Genomic DNA, 19,716 nt, shown 5'->3' with positions numbered 1-19,716 from the left:
CCCCACCGTCGCCCTTTAATGTGACTTGGGCAAGACTTCACCCGGCTCCATGAGAACGGGGCCTAGACTGCCCGGAGCGGAGGAATCATTCATGACGAACAACAGCAGTGGGGAGCAGGGCAAGGGGATGGATCAGGGCCGGATGGTCAGCGGGGTGGCGGGCGGTGCTCTCGTGCTGCTGGGCCTGCGTCAACGTGGCGTGCTGGGGCTGGGCATGGCGGCAGTCGGCGGCTACCTCGCCTACCGCGCGGCAACGGGCAACGACCCGGTGATGGCGGCGGCGGGCCTGAGCGGCAACACGGCGGCGGCCAAGCCGATCTTCGTGGAGCACAGCGTCGTCGTGGACCGCTCGCCCCAGCAGGTGTACGACTACTGGCGCAAGCTGGAGAACCTGCCCATGATCATGAGCCACCTGGAGAGCGTGACCGTGCTGGACGACCGCCGCAGCCGCTGGGTGGCGAAGGCCCCGCTGGGCACCCATGTCGAGTGGGAGGCCGAGATCGTCAACGATAAGCCCGGCGAGCGCATCGGCTGGCACTCGCTCCCCGGCGCGACCGTGGACAACGCGGGCAGCGTCCAGTTCGAGAATCTGCCGAGCGGGGGCACCCGCGTCCACGTCGCTCTCTCCTACCGTCCGCCCGCCGGGGCGCTGGGGGCCGCCGTCGCCAGGCTCTTCGGCGAGGAACCCAGCCAGCAGATCGCGGAAGACCTCCAGAAGTTCAAGCAGACCTTCGAGGGCGCGAACCCGGCGAACTGAGCGGGAAGGGGTGAGGGGCGGTGGCTTGCGGGCTGCTGCCCCTCATCTTTTGAGAGATTTCTCGGTCGCTTGGGTGGATTCCTCTACGGCATGCCTGGATCAACCTGTCGCCATACGGAGAGGATTCTATTGCTGTCCCTGTCCATGAGAAGCAGCAAGTTCTCGGGTTTTGCTGAGGGCAGCAATTCCTCTAGCACTTCCGCCTGTTTGTTGACCCATTGTGAGGCCACTTCCGACAGCCGCAGTGCAACTGCCGTGTAGGGAAGGCTGGAGACTCGGTAGAGATAGGAGTCTGCTTCAGGGTATGGACAGTCCGCCCAAACTGCCCTTAGAAAGATGGCGACTTCCTCCTCGTGCATCAGCGCAACGCTACTCAACACACCGTCATACCAGTCGAAAATCACCAATTGGTCGAATGCTCGGTTCAGCTCGCGGAGGAGACGTTCCAGATTGGGGCTTTCCATGCCGTCAGATTGGGTCTTCAAACTGGGCGTCCGTCGAAGCATCGTCCGGTGAAGCTTCCTCCTGCACCTCCGCCCCCGCCTCCACCACCGTCAGCGAGCGCAGGGTCGCGCCCTGATGCCAGCCGTACTGGGGGTCCCTCAGCCCCAGCGCCTCAGCGATGGCGCGGGCGGTGGCGTGGTCGGGTTCGGCGTCCAGGCAGAACAGCAGGAAGCGGCGGCCCCCCGGCGCGATGCGGATGAAGAGGTCGGTGCCGAGTTCGAGTTGCTGGGTGCGACCCAGCTTGGCGGCGCGGCCCTGGGCGTACCGCAGGGCGTCGCGGATGCGGACGGTGACGGTGGGATGACTCATCCTTCCCCCAGGGTGGGGGCGCGCAGACCGCCCAGCAGCATGTCGGCGTACCCCTCGGCCACGTCGCGCGGCGAGAGCGGACCGCCGGGGCGATACCACGTATACGACCAGTTCACGGCGGAGAGGATCAGGTTGGCCGCCATCCTCACGTCGAGGTCGGCGCGGAAGACGCCCTCCCCGATGCCCTGCCGCACGAGGTCGCGGTAGAAGGCGTCGATGGTATCGCGCCAGTCGGTGACGTGGCGGTACGCCTCCGGCGAGAGGTGCTTCCACTCGTGAAAAAAGACGGTCGCGCTCTCCATGTTGCCCGCGACCACGCTGAGGTGGCGGTACATCGCCTCGCGCAACTTGGCGTCGGCGGGGAGGGCTTCGTCCCGCAGCACGAAGAGGGCCGCGTCGAACTGCCGCGCCGCCCGGTTCACGATCTCGACGAGCAGGTCCTCCTTGCCGCTGATGTGCGCGTACAGGCTGCCGCCCTGCATTCCCAGCTCCCCGGCGAGGTCACGCATGCTCGTGGCGTGGTAGCCGCGCTCGGAAAAGAGCCGACTCGCCACGTCGTGAATCTGCTCGCGGCGCGTCTTGGTGGGGACGATGGGTTCGGCGGGGAGGTCAGTCATGGGCAAATGAGGCGCGGGGCGCGCGTTCCGGCAGCGTAGCACGGGGGCCAACGAACGCCCGTTTGGGCCGGGGATGATACAAAGAACGGCATGACCTCCGAGCCTCTTTCCCGTCCCGGCACGGTGCCCTCGGGAGAACCGGCGGGCGTGCGCGACGCCGTGCGCGCCGTGCCCGCGTATCCCTTCACGCCGACCGACGCGCCCATCAAGCTCGACCAGAACGAGAGTCCGCTCGACTTCCCCGAGGGGCTGAAGGCCCTCGCCGCCGAGCGGATGCTCGCCCGCCCCTGGAACCGCTACCCCGATCTCCACGCGGACGAGTTGCGGGGGCGCATCGCCGCCTTCGAGGGCTGGGACTCGGCGGGCGTGGTCGTTACGCCGGGCAGCAACGTCCTCATCAAGCTCCTGACCGAACTCGCGGGCATCGGGCAGACGGTGGTGACGGTCAGCCCCACCTTCAGCGTCTACACGCTGGAGGCGCAACTTCTGGGCGCGCGGCTCGTGCAGGTGCCGCTGAATCCCGATTTTTCTCTTCCCGTGGAGGGGTTGAAAGAGGCGCTGCGAGCCTACCCGCCGGGCGTGCTGTACGTCACCCAGCCCCACGCGCCGACGGGGTTCGCGGATTCGGAGGCCGCCGTGCGCGAGGTGGTGGACGCGGCGGGCGAGTGGGTCGTCGTGCTCGACGAGGCGTACCACCAGTACAGCGGCACGGACTACCGGAGCCTCATTCTGGAGGGGGGCAACCGGGTCGGCCTGCGGACCTTCAGCAAGGCATGGGGGCTGGCGGGCGTGCGGCTGGGCTACGCGCTCAGCACGCCGGGGATGGCCGCGCACATTCAGAAACTCGTCTCCGCCTTCAACGTCGGGATGCTCGCCCAATCGGCGCTGGAGGTCGCATTGGAACACCCGGAGTACGTGGCCGAACGTGCCCGCGAGGTCGTCGCCGAGCGGGAGCGGGTGCTGGCGGCGCTCTCCGGGCATCCGGTGTGGCGGGCGCATCCCAGCCGGGCCAACTTCTTCCTGCTGCGGACGCCCGACGCGGACGCCGCGTACCGCCACCTCCTCTCGCGCGGCATCGTGGTGCGGCGTCAGGACAAGCTGCCGGGGCTGGAGGGCTGCCTGCGGGTGGCGGTGGGCACGCGGGAGGAGAACGAGGCGCTGCTGGCGGCGGCGTGGGCGTTTGGGGCGGTCGAGGGGTCGAGGGGTCGAGGGGGCGGAGAATAAGGCGTTGGGAGCCGCGTAGGACTTGCGTCCAGCAGAAGAGAAGGACGAGCGTTGCTCGTCACCCCTCTCCCCGGCCCTCTCACGCAGGGGGAGAGGGAGCAAAAAACAATCTCCTCTCAGCGGCGGCGTTAGCCTTCGTCCATCGCCTCCCCTATGGACTCCTTCGCCGCTCCCCCCAACTTCCCGCCCCGTTCGTCCGTCGTCCGCGACTGTACGGCGTGCGGGGCGTGTTGCGCGGCTCCTGACATCCATGCGCTCGGAAAGCCGCTGGGGGTGCCGTGCGCCCACCTCGGGCCGGATTGTCTGTGTGGCGTGTACGCGGCGCGGCCCGCCGTCTGCCGCAACTATCAGCCCGACTGGGTGTGCGGCGAGGTCGCGCCCCTGCCCACCCTGTCGGCGCGGGTGGTCCGCTTCCTCCAGATTTACGGACTGGAGGGGGAGGCGGACCCCAACGGCTTGCCCCGGTAGGTCAGCGAGGGGGCGCGTGCGTCCGGCCACCCGGCGAACCCTCCACCCCATCATCCACCCAGCCTACCGGGAGCGGGTTCACCACAAACGCAGAGGCCCCCGCCGGGGCAGGAGCCTGCTTCTGTGCTGACTGTTCTGTGCTGACCCTGACCGCTGAAAGCTGAAGGCTGACCGCTCCTCAGTCGTCCGCCGCCTGCCCCTCCCCCGTGGCCCCACGCGGCACCGCCGGGTTCTCCACGAAGGTGGTCGGGTCGAGCTTGTCGAAGCCGATCTCCTTCTCGTAGTCCTGAATCTTGACGTGCAGCCGCCGCACGTCGCCCTCCACCTGCCCGTAGTCGAAGGTCTCGAAGATGGCCGTCGTCTTGTGGTTGCCGCCCTCGAAGTCGGGAACCTCGCGGGTCTTCTTGATGCCCTCCTCCAGCGCCTTGCGGCTCTCGATGCCGAGGTTGCGGAAGGCGATCTGCATCACGTCACGCTGGAAGTCGCGCGGGCCGTAGATTCCGGCGCGGTACACCGTCTCTGCGAACTCCTGCCAGTCGGGCACGAGCTGCGCGGCGGGCATGGAGAACTGCCCGATGACGTTCTTGATGGCGTCCAGCGTGCGCTCGGGGTAGTAGTAGAGGTACATCCGCACGCCCTCAAGGAAGAAGTTGTAGTGCGCCGCCTCGTCCACCGCGATGGTCTGCGCCACTTTGGCCAGCACGGGGTCGGCCACGCCCGCGAGATGCGGCTTCTCGCTCCTGCCCTGGGCGATCTTCATCATGTTCAGGTAGTTGAGCTGGGTCGCCCGCTCCTGAAACACGGTGTACACGAGGTTGTGAATCGCGTCGGGGAAGGGGAGTTCCCACGTCTGCGACTTCAGGCGGTGCTTGTACTCGGCGATCCACTCGGGGCTGCGCTGCTCGGAGAAGAGGACGGCGTTCTCCCACGCGTCGGCGTGCTTCTCCTCCTCGCTGCCCCAGCGCATCTGGAAGTGGCTGCGGCCATGACTTCTCCGCACGAGGTACAGCAGGCTGCCCGTGAAATCGGGCGCGTACTGCTCGACCGCGAAAAAGCCCTGCATCACGGTGACGATCTCGGGCGGCAGGTCCTTGCGGAGGTTGCGCCAGTCGAAGCTCCGGTCGGCGTTCCAGTTGCGCGTCTCCTGGCTGCGGGCGGTGTACCAGCGGTACAGCCCCAGGAAGCCGCGCTCGATCAGACGGTCTTTTTCGGCATTGCTCAGCAGCCCGGCGGGGGTACGCGGGCGGTCGTTCAGCATGTTGGGGGGCATCACGTCAGCCATCGGGGGCCTCCTTCGCCGTTCGGAGGGGTGGGACAGAGTTGAACGACGATACCCGACCAGCCTACGCCCGCGCTTCGGGGAACGCCGTGAGTCGGGACGCGGTGCAAAGGGGGGGAGCCTTCACATTCGCTGGGGGGTGGGGAGGGGGAGAAGAGCCGTCCACTCTAGCCCTCCCCGCCCCGTCCACAGTTCCCGCCGGACGGGGGCCGCTAGACTCTGCCCCATGAGCCTTCTCGGTCAGCCCGCGCCCGATTTCACGCTGCCCTCCACGAGCGGCGAGACGGTGAGCCTGAGCAGCCTCCGGGGCCACAAGCACGTCGTGCTGGTGTTCTACCCGCTGGACTTCAGCCCGGTCTGTTCTATGCAGCTTCCCGAGTATTCCGGGCGGCAGGACGACTTCGCCGAGGCGGGGGCCGTCATCCTGGGCATCAACCGCGACAGCGTGTACGCCCACAAGGCCTGGGCCGCCGAGTACGGCATCGAGGTGCCCCTCCTCGCCGATATGAACCTGAACGTGGCCCGGCAGTACGGCGTGGCGATTGACGAGCGCGGCATCAGCGGGCGGGCCGTCTTCCTGATCGACCGGGCGGGCGTGGTCCGCTTCGAGCACGTGGAGGCCAAGACGAGCGAGTACACGGTGAGACCGGAAGTGGTGCTGGGGAAGATCGCGGCGTTGTAGACACGACGGGGAGAGCTGCTCGCCGAATGGGCCGTTCTCCTTGCCGAAGTGAGGAGCGCCAATGGATTTCCTGATGGAGACCACCAGTGAACGTCACTCAGGGCCGACGCCTCGGGGCGGAGCTTACGCCGTCGCCTACTTCCGAGATAGGAGGGGAAATCCCTGCCCGAAGGTTGAGGCCGTTCGTGTGGAAATTGCCGAGTACGACGAGAACGGTAAGCAGCTTGCTCGCACGTCTTTGACTCGATCTGCCTGAACTGTGGCTTCCACGGGTACGCTGTGACTTCAGGCAACTTTCAGAGGCTGTTTCGTGGACGCCGACGGCGGCGGCACTCGTTGGAAGCCGCGCATCTCCTCATCCGACACAACGGGGGTGACAGTTCGACTTCTCCCGGATGGCGATGAACTTCTGGCGCTGAGGCCCTGCTTCGGGAAGCCTCGTCACTGCGCCACTCGGCGGATGCTCCCCGCTCCCGAACGCTCTACCCTGGGGGGATATGCAAGGCGCGCCCTCCTCCTCACCCACCGACCCGTCCCCGCCGCGTTCCGGGACCGTGGGCGTGCTGCGCGAGTACCTGGGGCCGCTGAAATGGCAGGTGGCCGCGCTCGCCGTGTTGTTGCTCTCCAGCACGGGCCTGAACCTGCTCCTCCCGCAACTGCTGCGGCAGTTCGTGGACAGCGCGAAGCTCGGGGCGGGGGCGGACGCGGGGCTGCTGGTGCGGCTGGCCGGGGCATACATCGCGCTCGGGGTGGGTGTGCAGGTCCTGACGGCGGGGGCGACCTACGTGGGGGCGCGGGTGGGGTGGACGGCGACCAACCGCCTGCGCGCCGACCTGATGCGGCACCTGCTCTCGCTCGACATGCGCGAGCACAAGGAGCGCACCCCCGGCGAGATGATCGAGCGCATAGACGGCGACGTGACGGCCCTGAGCAACTTCTTCTCGCAGTTCGCGGTGCGGGTGTTCGGCGCGGCGCTCCTCCTCGTCGGCGCGCTCGTGATGTTCCTGCTGGAGGACTGGCGGGTGGGCCTCGGCGTGAGCCTCTTCGCCGCCGTCACGCTCTGGGTGCTGAACCGGACGCGGCGGGCGGGCGTGGAGCCGACCCGGCTGGAGCGCGAGAGCAGCGCGGGCCTCTTCGGCTACGTGGAGGAGCGGCTGGCGGGCCTGGACGACGTGCGCTCGCTGGGGGCGGGCGAACACCATCTGCGCGGTTTCCTGCGGGTGCAGCGTGAGTTCTTCCACCGCAGCACGTGGTCATGGCGGCGTCGGAGCGTGGTGTGGCAGGTCAGCATGGGCCTCTTCGCCGCCGGGTACGTGGCCGTTCTGGGCGTGGCGGTCGGCCTGTATGCGGCGGGCGCGATCACGCTGGGGACGGCCTTTCTCCTCTACCAGTACATGAGCATGGTGGAGGAACCCATCGACCAGCTCACCCAGCAGCTTCAGGACCTCCAGAAGGCGGCGGCCAGCGTCGTGCGGGTGGGTGAGTTGCTGACCCTGCGCTCGGGGCTGCGGGAGGGGACGCGCGACCTGCCGCCCGGCCCCCTCGACCTCCGCTTCGAGGACGTGACGTTCAGCTACACACCTGAGGACCCCTCCGCCCGCCCGGTCCTGAGTGGGGTGAGCTTCCACCTCCCCGCCGGGCAGACGCTCGGCCTGCTGGGGCGCACCGGGAGCGGCAAGACGACCCTGACGCGGCTGATCTCGCGTCTGTACGACCCGACCGATGGACACGTGCGGCTCGGTGGGATGGACACCCGTGACGTGCGGCTCGCCAGCCTGCGCTCACGGGTGGCGGTCGTCACCCAGGACGTGCAGCTCTTTCAGGCGAGCGTGCGCGACAACCTGAGCTTCTTCGACCCTGGCGTGCCCGACGAGCGGGTGGAGGCGGCGTTGCGTGAGGTCGGGCTGGGCGTCTGGCTCGACCGCCTCCCCGAGGGCGTCCGCACCCCGCTTCCCACGGGCAGCCTCAGCGCGGGGCAGGCGCAACTCCTCGCCTTCGCCCGCGTGCTGCTGCGCGACCCCGCCGTGATCATCCTCGACGAGCCGAGCAGCCGCCTCGACCCCGCCACCGAGGCCCAGCTCACCGAGGCGATGACCCGTCTCCTCGCCGGGCGCACCGCCGTCGTCATCGCGCACCGCCTGGAGACCGTCGCCCGCGCCGACCGCATCCTCGTCCTCGGCGGAGGCCGCGTGCTGGAGGACGGCCCCCGTGCCGACCTCGCCCGCGACGCCCGCAGCCACTACGCGGCGCTGCTCCGGGCCGGACAGGAGGGTGCCGGGGTGGAGCGGGAGGGGGAAGGGGTGCTGGCGTGAGGGGGCAGTCAGTGGTCAGTGGTTCGTGGAGAACGTCGCCAACGCCAACGCTTTTGCTCCGTCTTCTTTCCCACTGACGACTGACCACTCCCCACTCACCGCGTCCCGGAGCCACCCATGACCTCTGCCCCGACCACCCCCACCCCCCCCGAGCGCACCCTCGCCCTCTCCGGGCGGCTGTTCGCCTACCGTCCGGCCCTGTTCGGCCTCAACCTCTTCCTGTGGGGCCTCGTCCACGCCTCGCCCGCGCTGCTGACGGTGGCGGTGAGCGACATCTTCGGGCGGCTGGAGGAGGCCGACAAACTCCGGCTGGCGGGGCAGCCTGCCGACCCCCTCATCCTCGCGGCGTGGGCGGCGGTGGGGTGGTTCGCGGTGGTGAGACTCGCGCGCTTCGGCGTCTTCTACGCGGGGTTCCGGTTCTGGATCGAGCTGTGGTACACGCTGGACGCGCTCGTGCGGCGCAACCTGCTGGGCTACCTCCTCACCGCGCCCGGCTCGCGCCGCCTGCCCGACACGCCCGCCGAGGCGGTGAGCCGCTTCCGCGACGACGTGGACGACGTGGCCGCCTACACCGAGGTTTGGGTGGACGGGGCGGGCCTGCTGGCGTTCTCGCTGATCGCCGTCGTGCTCATGGCGCGGGTGGACCCCCTGATCACCGCGCTCGTGTGCGCGCCGCTGGTGGTCGTGGTCGTCTTCGTGCAGCGGCTCTCGCCCCGCATCCGTGCCTACCGCCGCCGGATGCGCGAGGCGACGGGCCGCGTGACCGACTTCATCGGCGAGACCTTCGGGGCCGTCTCGGCGGTCAAGCTCGCCGCCCGCGAGGGCCAGATGGTCGCGCACCTGGAGGGGCTGGGCGAGGTGCGCCGCCGCGCCGCCCTGCGTGACGTGCTCCTCACCGAGCTGATCCGGGGCGTGAACACCAACATGGTGAACGTGGTCGTCGGGCTGGTGCTGCTCCTCGGCGCGAGCCGGGTGCGCGGTGGCGGAATGGACGTGGCCGATTTCGTGCTCTTCCTCGGCCTGCTTCCGCGTCTGACGCGCAGCATGGGCTTTTTCGGGGACGCCATCGCCCGCCACCGCCGCACCGGGGTCAGCTACGACCGGATGGAGCGGCTGCTTCAGGACTCACCCGACGGAACGGTCGTCGCCCACCACCCCATCCACCTCCACGACGAGCCGCCCGCTCCACCCGCCGCGCCCCGGCCCCTCCCCCTGCGGGAGCTGCGCGTGGAGGGCCTGAGCGCCCGGCATCCCGGCGGCCTCGGCGTGGAGGACGTGAGCCTCACCGTGCGCCGGGGCGAGTTCGTGGTCGTGACCGGGCGCATCGGCAGCGGCAAGACGACCCTGCTCCGCGCGCTCCTCGGCCTGCTGCCGCGAGGGGGCGGGCGCGTGTTCTGGAACGGCGAGGAGATCGGCGATCCCGCCACCTTCCTCGTGCCGCCCCGGAGCGCGTACACGGCGCAGCTCCCCAACCTCTTCTCCGACTCCCTGCGCGCGAACGTCCTCACGGGCGCGGACGAGGCGCGGCTGGGGCGAGCGGTGCGGCTGGCGGTCCTCGACCCCGACCTCGCCGAGCTTCCGGCAGGGCTGGAGACGGAGGTGGGGGCGCGCGGGGTCAAGCTCTCGGGCGGGCAGGTGCAGCGCGCGGCGGTCGCCCGGATGCTCGCCCAGCACGCCGACCTCCTCGTCTTCGACGACGTGTCCAGCGCCCTCGACGCCCGCACCGAGGCCGCGCTGTGGGACGGCCTCTTCGGCGAGGAGGGCACGACCTGCCTCGTCGTCTCGCACCGCCGGGCCGCCCTGTCCCGCGCCGACCGCATCCTCGTCGTGGAGCATGGCCGCGTCACCGACACGGGCACCCTGCCCGAACTCTTGGAGCGCAGCGCGGAGATGCGGGCGCTGTGGGCGGAGGACGTGGGGGAGGGGGCGTGACTGTGAATACCCTGAACCTGCGCTGGATTTCGGGTGGTGCCGACGAAGGTTGTGAAGTAGAAGTCCTTGTGGACGGTACGAACCTGATTGAGCTTGTACGGAATTGGGAGGCCGAGCATACACCAGAGCCGAAGCTGGCCGGACAGTACGCCGGTTTGCAGGAGTCGCCCGCCGATCTCTTGAAAGCGTGGCTCGTGCCTGGCGAATGGAAAGCCCATCTTCTCGTCTGCGATGGATGTTTGGAATGGGGGTGCTGGCCTCTTCAAGCCCGCATTATCCGTGAGGGTGAGCGCGTGATCTGGAGCGAATTCGAGCAACCGCACCGACGGGAAACGTGGTCCTATGACGGCTTCGGCCCGTTCGTCTTCGACGCTGTGCAGCACGACACAGAGATCGGGGCACTTCTGCGGGAGGTGGCGGGCTGACGGGCGGGAAGACTCCCTCTCGACTCGTCCCACCCGACGCCCGTCATCTCAACCCGGTCTTCACCCACCGTCCGCACTCGCCCCGGCGCGCATGATGGGGCCGTGACTCCCCGTCCCCACTCCCACGATCACACCGCCGATTCCAAGCGCGAGTATTTCAGCGAACTCATCGGGCGCACCCGCTTCGTGGTCCTGATCGCCGTCGTGGCCGTGCTGCTGGTGTCCTTCAGCCTGTTTCTCCAGGGCACGCTGCTCGCCCTCGTCACGATCTACGAGTCGTGGGAAGGCACCTTCCGGGAAGGAATCGGCAGCCAGTCGGGCACGCTCGCGGTGGAGTTTCTGGAGGTCGTGAGCACCATGCTCAAGGCCGTCGTGTTCTACATCATCGGGGTGGGGCTGTACTCGTTGTTCGTCCAACCCCTCAACCTGACGAGCGCGCTGGGTGTGGAGAGCCTGTCCGACCTGGAGCAGAAGGTGGTGTCGGTGGTCATCGTGATCCTGGGGGTGACGTTCCTCGAACACTTCATCCGCTGGGACAATCCGCAGGAGACGCTGTATTTCGCCGGGTCGCTGGCGCTGGCCGGAGGTGCCCTGGTCTTCTTCCAGCGCGTGCATCGGGGGCAGGGCGGCGACCTCCAGCAGCCGGAGGCCAAGCTGCGCGCCCGCCGCGAACTGTTCGAGCACGACAGCGAGCAGCGCGAGATTCGGGAGACCGACGTGCGCCGCGCCGAGCGGGCGACCGAGGCCAAGGCGCAGGGCAAGGTGGACGCCGAGGAGGGGGCGGAGTAGCGGACGAAGGAGCGCGGATGAAGCCCATCCCCCCGGCGGACAGTAAGAGAGTTGAATGGACTGCCTCCCTACCCTGGGTGTATGTACAAGAGGAACTGGCTCTCCGGCCAGGGGAGATGGTCCGCCCTGGTGATCGCTCTCGGTACGCTCGGCACGCCCGCCGATGCGTCCTCCTTCGCCCTCGACGGTCTATTGGCGATCAACGACGCCCCCTCGCCGTGCCGGGGCGTCCGTGTGCAGGTCTTCGAGGGCGGCAGGCTCAGCACCGAGGCCGTGGTCCTGCCGAGTGGAGAAGTCAAGGCGACCAGCAAGGGCAACAAGACCCTCCCCCGCTTCGTGAAGGGCCGTGCCTACAACCTCCACGCAACCTGTGTCAGCGAGTCGGGAACCTTCCAGAACTCCGAACTGAACTTCAAGGCCGAGGGCCGCACCGTGATGGTGGTCTTCACGAAGACGGGCTTCCAGTTCAAACGGGGGGGCGTGGCGTACTGACTTGGGTGGCGGGCCTTGAGGACGGGTCGCCAGTCGCCAGCTTCCAGTCGCCAGGAGCAAGCTGGGACGCTGATTTCTCTGGAACGAGAAGTAAAAGTCAAAGTCCACAGGTGGTTTCTTTTGCCCCTCCCCCTTGAGGAGGGAGGCTGGGAGGGGGTGAACGGGCAAGGCGTCCCCAGAAAATAGACGCCCAACCCTCCCTCGTCTTCCGAACGGCGGCCCATGTGAACGCCACCCCGACCCCTGAGCATTACCCTGGCCGCCATGACCGACACCGGATCACCCGCCCGCCCCCGCATCCTTGTCGCCAACGACGACGGCATCTTTTCCCCCGGCATCAAGGCGCTGGCGTTCGCGCTGCAAGGCGTCGGGGATGTGGTGGTGGCCGCGCCGGACGTGGAGCAGTCGGCGGTCGGGCACGGCATCACGATCCGGCGTCCCCTGCGGTTCAAGCACACGGCGGCGGCGGGCTTCGGGGACATTCCGGCCTACCGGGTGGACGGCACCCCCGCCGACTGCGTGGTGCTGGCGACGCACCTGCTTGGGCGTCCCGATCTCGTCGTGAGCGGCATCAACCTGGGGTCCAATCTCGGCGACGACCTCACGCATTCGGGGACGGTGGCGGCGGCGTTCGAGGGGCTGGCGCTGGGGGTGCCGTCGGTCGCCTTCAGCCAGCAGAGCGGCACGGACGGCGAGTACGACTTCGCGCCCGGCGCGGCCTACGCGGCGCGGCTGGTGGCCGAGGTGCTGGCGCGCGGTCTGCCGCCACGTGTGCTCCTCAACGTCAACTTCCCGCGCACCCCGCCGCGTGGCGTCCGCGTCACCCGCGTGGGCGAGCACCGCTGGGAGGACACCCTCGTCACCCGCCAAGACCCCGAGGGCCGCGAGTACCACTGGGTCGCGGGCACCAGCACCGCCGCCGACGCCGACGACGACACGACCGACTACGGGGCCGTCCATGCCGGGCTGATCAGCGTCACGCCCGTCCGCCTCGACCTCACCGCCCGCGACCTGCTCGCCGAGGTGGGGGGGTACGTGCCGGGGGTGTGAGGGAAGACTTCGACGTGATTGAAGGTGGGTTGACGCTGGTCCAATCGTTCCTGGCAGAAGAGCAGACACCCCTGCCCGCCCTCTCGTTCACCGCCCCTCCAGCACCTCGAACGTCCACGACCGCACGCTCTCCGGTAACGGCAACGCGGGCACGTCCCCCGCCCAGCGGCTCGCCACGAGGACGAGGCCGGGTTGTGCCGGGCTGACGAGAAGTTCCGCGCCGACGAAGCCGGGCAGGGCGGGGAGGGCGTCCAGAAGCGCCCCCAACTCCCGCCGGGCCGTCTCGCCGCGTGCCTCGGCATAATGGACCCAGCGGACTGCCCTTCCCGCGCTCATTCGCTGTAGAGGGTGAGGGGGTCTTTGGGGTCCCAGCGCAGGTAGGTGCCGAAGTGCAGGTGGGTGCCCGTGGTGCGGCCCGTGTTGCCGACGCGCCCGATAGGCTGCCCGGCGGTGACGAGTTCCCCGGTGCGGGCGAGCGTCGCGCTGAGGTGCGCGTAGCGGGTGATCCAACCGTCCGGGTGCTCCAGCACGACCGTCCAGCCCCAGCCGCGTTCGAAGTCGGCGCGCGACTCGATGACGCGGCCCGAGCGGGCGGCGCGCACCGTCGTTCCGTGCGGCGCGAGGATGTCCACCCCCAGATGTAGCTCGCGCTCGCCGCCGAGGACGCGCGGACCGAAGTCGCTCGTGATGCCCCGGTAGCCCGGCACCGGCCACAGCCACTCGCCCGCCGAGGCCGCGCCGGGCGCAGGACTGACCCGAATCGACGCCGTGCGGACCGTCGCCCCGGAGGTGCGGTTGGCGGGGTGGGAGGTCGTGACGCCACCCCCGTTTCGCCCCGGAAGGCGGACGGTCGCCCCGGCCCACAGCGCGCGGCGGGCGTCGAGCGTCGGGTTGGCCCGCAGCAGCGCCGCGAGCGTGACGCCGTACCGCCGGGCGATCACCGTCAGGTTCTCGCCGCGCCTGACCCGGTGGGTGCCCGTGTTCATCCGGGAGGTGGCTGGACGAGCGGCGACCGGGCGGGCCGCAGACGAACGGCGGTCCGGGAGGTGGATGCTTCGGCCCGCCTGCACGTGGTTGGCGTCGCGCAGGCCCGGATTCGCGGCCTTCAGGGCGGCGACGGTCACACCTGTGCGGCGCGCGATCACGGTCAGGTTGTCGCCGGGCTGTACCCGGTAAGTCGTCGCGGCGCTCGACAGCCCGGCCACCGTCAGAGTCAGGCAGGCGACCGTCCGCCGGAGCGAGGGGCATTTGATGAGAGGCAACTTCACGGGCCTTACCCTAACCGGGGGGGGTAAGAAGCACATGTGAAGAATTCGGCGTCCTGGACGTACTGTTCACCCATTGACAGGGCTTGGGGTTGAAAAACGGCTCTGCAACGCCTTCTTCGCTTCTCGTTCCCACTCCTGGGGCGGGGGAGACGGACGAAATCCTCGTGTTCATCAGTCTTTGCCTCATCATGAGCAGGATGTGTAAGTTGCTTACAGGGAGGATGGATGGGGGGCAGCGCGTTACCCTCCCCCCATGACCGAACGGCCCGTCTTCACGCCACCGGAGGGGTTCACCCGCCTGCGGCTGACCGTGGCGTGGGACGGCGCGGACTTCGTGGGCTGGCAGGCCCAGGCGAACGCGCCGAGCGTGCAGGAGACGCTCGACGCCGCCCGCGCGCGGCTTGGAGGGGAGGGGGCCGCCCGTCCTGTCGCGGCAGGACGCACGGATGCCGGGGTTCACGCGGACGCGATGCCCGTTCATCTGGACGTGCCGCCCGGCTTCCGTGTCCCACCTGACCGTCTCGCCCGCGCCCTGAACGCGCACCTGCCCCCCACCGTGGCCGTGCTGGACGCCGTGCCCGCGCCCGCCGGGTTCCACGCCCGTTTCTCCTGTACCGAGCGGCGGTACGTCTACCGCTTGCTTGCCGCGCCGCAGCGGCACCCCCTCTGGGCGGATCGGGCGCTCCACGTGTCCGGTCCCCTCGACGTGGAGGCGATGAACCGCGCCGCCGCCGCCCTCATCGGCACCCACGACTTCGCCGCCTTCGCCACCCGCGAGGACCGCCAGACGGTGCGGGAACTGCGCGCCCTGACGGTGCGGCCCGGACCCGCCGTCACGGGTGGGCGGGTGTGGGAGGTCCATGTGGCGGGCGAGAGCTTTCTGCGCCACATGGTCCGGGGACTCGTCGGCACGTTGCTCCTCGTCGGGGGCGGAAGGTTGGAGGAGAGGGAGGTGGCCGCCATCCTCGCCGGCGGCATGCGGGCGCACGCCGGGGCGAACGTGCCCGCGCACGGGCTGACCTTCGCGGGCGCGAGCTACGCGGGCCTCGGGGTGGAGATTGGGGAGGGCTAGCGGCCCAGGGCGGGGAGGTTGGGGTCCTGCTCGGCCCGCCGTGGGGTCCGGCCTGTCGTCACGGGTGCCGCACTTCTCTCACCCCAGCCTAAGCGACTGCAAGGGTCGACCTTCCGCCTCCTGCCCCTCCCCTTCCGCCTCCCGCTGCCCCGTCACCCAGTAGCGCACCCGCTCGGCCACGTTCTCCATATGGTCGCCGACGCGCTCCAGGCTGCGGCCCACGCGCATCAGGGTCAGGGCCTTGCTGATGTTGCGGGGGTCTTCCAGCATGTAGGTGACGAGTTCGCGCTGAACCTGCTCGTACAGGTCGTCCACCTCGTCGTCCATTCTCAGGGTCGCCTCGGCGCGGGTCACGTCGCGGCCCTCCATCGCCGTGCGGAGGTTCTGGCTCATCTCCTCCAGCCGGGTGAGCATCCGCGCGAGGCTGACATACCGCTTCAGGGCCGGGGCCTGCGCGAGTTCGGCCCCGTCGGCGGCGACGTGAACGAGGTAGTCGCCCATCCGCTCGATGTCCGAGAGGCTCTTGAGGATGAGGGCCACCATCCGCAGGTCACGTGCGACGGGTTGATGCAGCGCGATCACCCGCAGGCATTCGGCCTCGAGTCTCGCCTCCTGAGCGTCCACCTCGCGGTCGATGGCCCGCACCTCGTCGAGCCGCTCCGGGCGGGCGTTCAGCAGCACGTCTCCGGCGATGGGCAGCATCCGCTCGACCGTGCCGAGCATGTTGAGGGCACCGCCAAGCACGGCGCGCAGGTCGGTCTCCAGGGCTTCACGCATGGGCACTCCTGTCAGGAACGTACCACCGCGAGGGAGCGGGTAGGTCATGGAACTGTGATGGACGATGGGAATGACCCTTCGCCCGCCCTCCCCACCGTTGGAAGCGGGGGGAGAACTCCTCTCAGGAAGGCCCGGCGTTAACCCCGCGTTGGCTTGGGCTTCAGACGGCGTTAGTTTTCCAGTTTTACCTGAGCTTTCTCAGACAAGCGGAAGTCGTATTTCGCACAATGACCCCGAACGCAAATCAGTTCCACCAAAGGAGAGATCATGCCGCACCTTCACCGCCTGTCCGATATTTCCAGCCGCAACAGCGCCGACTTTCAGGATTCGGGGATGTACAACCCCGTGGGTGCCACTGCCTACGTCTCGGGAGGCCAGCAGATGGGCACCGTCCGGGATGTCCTCGTGGACGACGACCAGGGCAAGATTCGCTACCTGATCGTGGACAACGACAACGGCAGCCTCAACGGGGCAGTCATCATCCCCATCGGCCTGGCGCGCGTCGAGAACGACGGCGTGTACTTCGATGGCCTGACCTCGGCGCAGCTCGGCTCCATGCACCGCTACAGCGAGGACGAGGAGTACACCTTCGACCTCCAGGAGAGCGACGAGCGGATGCTGCGCGGCAGGGGCACCGACATGAGCACGACCACGACGACCACGACCTCCACCGTTGCCGGCACCACGATGGGCGACGCGGCGATGGGCACGGCGGCGACGGGGGCAGTGGGCGCGGGAACCGCGAGCGGCTCCTACGACCGCGAGGCCAGGGAGCGCATGTTCAGGACGCCCGAACGCCTCCAGCTCCTCGAAGAGCGCCTGACGGTCAACAAGGAGAAGTACCTCGCCGGAAGTGTGCAGATCGGCAAGCGCGTGGAGACGCACCAGGAGACGGTGAACGTCCCCGTGCAGCGCGAGGAGGTCGTGATCGAGCGCCACGCCGTCACCGACGCGCGGCCCGTGGAGGGCGACGTGATGCTGAGCGCCGGGAGCGAGACCGTGCGTGTGGACCTGGAGGCCGAGCGGGCCAACGTCAGCAAGCAGGCCTTCGTGACCGAGGAGGTCGAGGTCGGCAAGCGCACCGTGACCGAGCAGCAGACCGTGACCGACACCGTGGGCCGCGAGGTGCTGGAGGTCAACCAGACGGGCGACGTGCAGGTTCTGCGCGACGGCGACGAGCGCCGGGACAACCAGAGCTGAGCGGCACTCATCCTCGCCCCCTTTCCTTCAACTCCCCGGAGAACACCATGAGCCTGAGAATCCGACACCTGACCCTCGCCCTCGCCCTCGTCGCCCTGCCTGTCACGGCCACGGCCCAGACGGATGACGCGGCGACCACAGCCACAGATACGGCCACGGACGCGGCGGCGGGCGCGGTGGACACGGCGACGGACGCCGCCACTGGAGCCGCCGATGCGGCCACTGACGCCGCTACTGGAGCTGCGGACGCCGCCACCGACGCGGCCACGGACGCGGCGGACACGGCCACCGATGCGGCGGCAGGTGTAGAGAACGACGCCATCACCACCGAGACCGAGAGCGATGGGGCTGCCGGGAACGAGGTTCAGGGTGATGAGGCGACCGACGCCGCCGCCGGGGCGGAGGGTGCCGCCACCGACGCGGCCACGGACGCGGCAGACGCGGCGGCGGGCGCGACGGATACGGCCCCCGACGCCGCCGGGGCCACCGACACGGCGACCGACACCACCTCCACCGACGCGACGGCGGTCGAGAACGACGCCGTGACCACCACCAGCGAGAGCGACGGCGTGGCGGGCAACGAGCAGCAGGGCAACCGGGGCTTCCCCTGGGGTCTGCTGGGCCTCATCGGCCTCGCGGGGCTGGCGGGCCGGAGTGGCAACGCGGCGCGCACCGAGGTCAAGCTCGGCGGCCCGACCGACGGCCCACGCCGCTAACCACCGTCGAAGAACAGGGGAGGGGGAGCGAGGGTGCTCCTCCTCTTTCTTGTGTTTGGAAGGGGGCAAGTCGCCCTGTCATTCTGGCGGCTGGCCGCTGGCCGTTCTCCCCTGCTGTCCCTCACCCGGTCCCATTGCCCCCCGGCAGCGTGAAGCAAAAGGCGTTGCGCTCCCCGCGCCGCTCCGTCCACGCCTGCCCGCCCCAGCCGTGGACGATGCTGCGGACGATATACAGGCCCATGCCGCTGCCCTGCCCGGTGGCGTGGCGGCCCCGCGTGTGCGCGCGGAAGAGGCCGTCGGTCTCCTCCAGCGGCCCGCCGTGGTCGAGGACGGCCACCTCGACCCAGGTGCCGCGCCGGGCGGTCTCCACCTCGACGGGGCCGCCGGGCGGGCCGTACCTCAGCGCGTTCTCGATCAGGTTGAGGAGCACCTGCAGCAGCTTGTCGGGGTCGGCGCGGACGAGGTGATCCGACCCAAAGCTCAGGGTGGCCCGTCGGGAGGTCAGCTCGGGGGCGAGGAGCCGCTCGGCGCGGGCGAAGGTCTCGGCGAGGGGCAGGGTGCGGGCGCGGGTGGGCCGGAACCCCACGGCGAGGTCCTCCACGAGGCGGGCGAGGCGCTCGACCTCCTGCAAGCCCTGCCGTACGAAGCTCTGCGCGAGATCGGGCGGCATGTCGTACTCAAGCGCCTCCAGCACCCCGCGCAGCCCCGTGACGGGCGTGCGGAACTCGTGCGAGAGGACGGCGGTCGCCTCGCGCAACTCGGCCTCGCGGCGGCGGTGCTCGGTCACGTCCTCCACGATCAGCGCCCCCCCATCGTCCGTGCGGGTGGCCGTGCAGCGCAGGGTGCGCCCGCTCGCCTCCAGCTCCAGTTCGCCGCCGCGCTCGGCCAGCGCCTCCAGCGTGTGACGGCGCACGACCTCCAGGATGGGCCGCCCCGCCGCGCGCTCCTGCGGCACCCCCCACAGCCGCGCGGCGGCGGCGTTCACCCGCGTCACGGTGATGTCATGGGGACTGCCCGACCGGAACAGCAGCACCGCCTGTGGCAACGCGTCCATCCAGGCGTCGGGCAGGGAGAGGGGCGGCGCGTCCGTCATCCCTCCTCCGTCCAGGGGCGCATCCGGTAGCCCTTGCCGCGCACCGTCTCCAGAAAGCGGGGCCGCGCCGGGTCGTCGCCGAGGTGGGCGCGCAACTGGGTCACGTGCTGGTCCACCGTGCGCTCGCCGCCCAGGAAGTCGGCCCCCCACACCCGGTCGAGCAGCTCGGTGCGCGAGTAGACCCGCCCCGCGTTCTGGGTGAGGAAGGCCAGCAGGTCGAACTCGCGACGGGTGAGGTGTAGCCGCGCCCCCGAGAGCCGCGCGTCGGCGGCCCCGAGGTCCATGCCCAGCGGCCCGTTGTTCAGCAGGGGCGGCGTGTCGGGCAGCGAGCGCCGCAGCAGCGCCCGCACCCGCGCCACGAGTTCGGCGGCGCTGAAGGGCTTCGTCAGGTAATCGTCGGCTCCCGACTCCAGCCCCTCGACCCGCTCGGCCTCCGCCGCCCGCGCGGTCAGCATCAGGACGGGCAGCCGCCGCCGCTCGGGGTCGGCGCGCAGGCGGCGCAGCAGCCCCAGCCCGCTCTCGCCCGGCAGCATCCAGTCGAGCACGAGGGCGTCCGCCGTCCCGAGCTGGCCCTCGGCCTCCCGCACCGACCCGAACGCGCTCACCCGCAGCCCGGCCCGTTCCAGGTGGAACCGCACCACCTCCCGCACGGTGCCCTCATCCTCGATCACGACCACATGGCTCATTGGGCTTCATTGTGCGCGGGGAGGTCAGGGGAGGGTCAGGGGGAGCCGTCAGCGGTCAGCCGTC

At 69.7% G+C, this 19,716-nt stretch carries 22 protein-coding genes; 13 read left to right on the top strand and 9 right to left on the bottom strand.

What is annotated here, in order from left to right:
- The first annotated feature begins 91 nt into the window (after positions 1-91).
- Complete coding sequence (locus tag V3W47_RS01625; RefSeq protein ID WP_331823398.1) at positions 92-757, top strand: SRPBCC family protein; 666 nt, start codon at positions 92-94, stop codon at positions 755-757.
- Between the two features lie 83 nt (positions 758-840).
- Here V3W47_RS01625 and V3W47_RS01620 read toward each other — a convergent pair whose 3' ends face one another.
- From V3W47_RS01620 to V3W47_RS01610, 3 genes are read right to left on the bottom strand one after another with little or no spacing between them, the layout of a single operon-like run.
- The gene (locus V3W47_RS01620; protein ID WP_331823397.1) at positions 841-1,221 is read right to left on the bottom strand and encodes a hypothetical protein; all 381 of its coding nucleotides are present in this window, start codon (positions 1,219-1,221) and stop codon (positions 841-843) included.
- A 4-nt stretch (positions 1,222-1,225) separates the two neighbouring features.
- Positions 1,226-1,570 (bottom strand): hypothetical protein, encoded by a 345-nt coding sequence (locus tag V3W47_RS01615; RefSeq protein ID WP_331823396.1) that lies wholly within the window; start codon positions 1,568-1,570, stop codon positions 1,226-1,228.
- Positions 1,567-2,187, bottom strand: a complete 621-nt coding sequence (locus V3W47_RS01610) for a TetR/AcrR family transcriptional regulator (protein WP_331823395.1) — start codon at positions 2,185-2,187, stop codon at positions 1,567-1,569. The genes V3W47_RS01615 and V3W47_RS01610 overlap by 4 nt, the downstream gene beginning before the upstream one ends.
- 90 nt (positions 2,188-2,277) lie before the next feature.
- Between V3W47_RS01610 and V3W47_RS01605 the strand changes: the two genes are divergently transcribed.
- Both V3W47_RS01605 and V3W47_RS01600 read left to right on the top strand, forming a co-directional pair.
- Positions 2,278-3,411: a pyridoxal phosphate-dependent aminotransferase gene (locus V3W47_RS01605; RefSeq protein ID WP_331823394.1), complete on the top strand. Its 1,134-nt coding sequence runs from the start codon at positions 2,278-2,280 to the stop codon at positions 3,409-3,411.
- Positions 3,412-3,564: 153 nt separating this feature from the next.
- Positions 3,565-3,879, top strand: a complete 315-nt coding sequence (locus tag V3W47_RS01600) for a YkgJ family cysteine cluster protein (RefSeq protein WP_331823393.1) — start codon at positions 3,565-3,567, stop codon at positions 3,877-3,879.
- 178 nt (positions 3,880-4,057) lie between these two features.
- Here V3W47_RS01600 and V3W47_RS01595 read toward each other — a convergent pair whose 3' ends face one another.
- Positions 4,058-5,161, bottom strand: coding sequence for an acyl-ACP desaturase (locus tag V3W47_RS01595; protein WP_331823392.1), 1,104 nt, complete (start codon positions 5,159-5,161; stop codon positions 4,058-4,060).
- Positions 5,162-5,384: 223 nt separating this feature from the next.
- Here V3W47_RS01595 and V3W47_RS01590 point away from each other — a divergent pair, with 223 nt between their 5' ends.
- From V3W47_RS01590 to surE, 7 genes are all read left to right on the top strand, one after another.
- Positions 5,385-5,840 (top strand): peroxiredoxin, encoded by a 456-nt coding sequence (locus V3W47_RS01590; RefSeq protein ID WP_331823391.1) that lies wholly within the window; start codon positions 5,385-5,387, stop codon positions 5,838-5,840.
- Positions 5,841-6,337: 497 nt separating this feature from the next.
- The gene (locus tag V3W47_RS01585; RefSeq protein ID WP_331823390.1) at positions 6,338-8,152 is read left to right on the top strand and encodes an ABC transporter ATP-binding protein; all 1,815 of its coding nucleotides are present in this window, start codon (positions 6,338-6,340) and stop codon (positions 8,150-8,152) included.
- Positions 8,153-8,269: 117 nt separating this feature from the next.
- Positions 8,270-10,084, top strand: coding sequence for an ATP-binding cassette domain-containing protein (locus V3W47_RS01580; protein WP_331823389.1), 1,815 nt, complete (start codon positions 8,270-8,272; stop codon positions 10,082-10,084).
- On the top strand, positions 10,081-10,509 hold the full coding sequence (locus V3W47_RS01575; protein WP_331823388.1) for a hypothetical protein: 429 nt from the start codon (positions 10,081-10,083) through the stop codon (positions 10,507-10,509). Before V3W47_RS01580 ends, V3W47_RS01575 begins: the two co-directional genes overlap by 4 nt.
- 102 nt (positions 10,510-10,611) lie before the next feature.
- Positions 10,612-11,298 (top strand): YqhA family protein, encoded by a 687-nt coding sequence (locus tag V3W47_RS01570; protein ID WP_331823387.1) that lies wholly within the window; start codon positions 10,612-10,614, stop codon positions 11,296-11,298.
- An 81-nt stretch (positions 11,299-11,379) separates the two neighbouring features.
- Entirely contained in the window at positions 11,380-11,790 is a 411-nt protein-coding gene (locus V3W47_RS01565) for a hypothetical protein (protein WP_331823386.1), read from the top strand.
- 264 nt (positions 11,791-12,054) lie between these two features.
- On the top strand, positions 12,055-12,840 hold the full coding sequence (surE, locus tag V3W47_RS01560; protein ID WP_331823385.1) for a 5'/3'-nucleotidase SurE: 786 nt from the start codon (positions 12,055-12,057) through the stop codon (positions 12,838-12,840).
- A gap of 87 nt (positions 12,841-12,927) precedes the next feature.
- Here the strand turns inward: surE and V3W47_RS01555 are convergent, their stop codons facing one another.
- Complete coding sequence (locus V3W47_RS01555) at positions 12,928-13,176, bottom strand: hypothetical protein (RefSeq protein WP_331823384.1); 249 nt, start codon at positions 13,174-13,176, stop codon at positions 12,928-12,930.
- The gene (locus tag V3W47_RS01550) at positions 13,173-14,108 is read right to left on the bottom strand and encodes a peptidoglycan DD-metalloendopeptidase family protein (RefSeq protein ID WP_331823383.1); all 936 of its coding nucleotides are present in this window, start codon (positions 14,106-14,108) and stop codon (positions 13,173-13,175) included. The genes V3W47_RS01555 and V3W47_RS01550 overlap by 4 nt, the downstream gene beginning before the upstream one ends.
- A gap of 253 nt (positions 14,109-14,361) precedes the next feature.
- Between V3W47_RS01550 and truA the strand changes: the two genes are divergently transcribed.
- The gene (gene truA / locus V3W47_RS01545) at positions 14,362-15,180 is read left to right on the top strand and encodes a tRNA pseudouridine(38-40) synthase TruA (protein WP_331823382.1); all 819 of its coding nucleotides are present in this window, start codon (positions 14,362-14,364) and stop codon (positions 15,178-15,180) included.
- A 78-nt stretch (positions 15,181-15,258) separates the two neighbouring features.
- Here truA and phoU read toward each other — a convergent pair whose 3' ends face one another.
- Positions 15,259-15,957, bottom strand: a complete 699-nt coding sequence (gene phoU, locus V3W47_RS01540) for a phosphate signaling complex protein PhoU (RefSeq protein WP_331823381.1) — start codon at positions 15,955-15,957, stop codon at positions 15,259-15,261.
- A 267-nt stretch (positions 15,958-16,224) separates the two neighbouring features.
- Here phoU and V3W47_RS01535 point away from each other — a divergent pair, with 267 nt between their 5' ends.
- Both V3W47_RS01535 and V3W47_RS01530 read left to right on the top strand, forming a co-directional pair.
- Positions 16,225-17,157: a PRC and DUF2382 domain-containing protein gene (locus tag V3W47_RS01535; protein WP_331823380.1), complete on the top strand. Its 933-nt coding sequence runs from the start codon at positions 16,225-16,227 to the stop codon at positions 17,155-17,157.
- Between the two features lie 47 nt (positions 17,158-17,204).
- Positions 17,205-17,873 (top strand): WGxxGxxG-CTERM domain-containing protein, encoded by a 669-nt coding sequence (locus tag V3W47_RS01530; RefSeq protein ID WP_331823379.1) that lies wholly within the window; start codon positions 17,205-17,207, stop codon positions 17,871-17,873.
- A gap of 121 nt (positions 17,874-17,994) precedes the next feature.
- Here V3W47_RS01530 and V3W47_RS01525 read toward each other — a convergent pair whose 3' ends face one another.
- Complete coding sequence (locus tag V3W47_RS01525) at positions 17,995-18,966, bottom strand: sensor histidine kinase (protein ID WP_331823378.1); 972 nt, start codon at positions 18,964-18,966, stop codon at positions 17,995-17,997.
- Entirely contained in the window at positions 18,963-19,652 is a 690-nt protein-coding gene (locus V3W47_RS01520) for a response regulator transcription factor (RefSeq protein ID WP_331823377.1), read from the bottom strand. The genes V3W47_RS01525 and V3W47_RS01520 overlap by 4 nt, the downstream gene beginning before the upstream one ends.
- Positions 19,653-19,716: the final 64 nt, after the last annotated feature.

Origin of the sequence: Deinococcus sp. YIM 134068 (assembly GCF_036543075.1) — a bacterium.
GTDB lineage: Bacteria > Deinococcota > Deinococci > Deinococcales > Deinococcaceae > Deinococcus > Deinococcus lichenicola.
The sequence above is the reverse complement of the archived record's forward strand: the minus strand, read 5'-3'. Positions and strand labels throughout refer to the sequence as shown.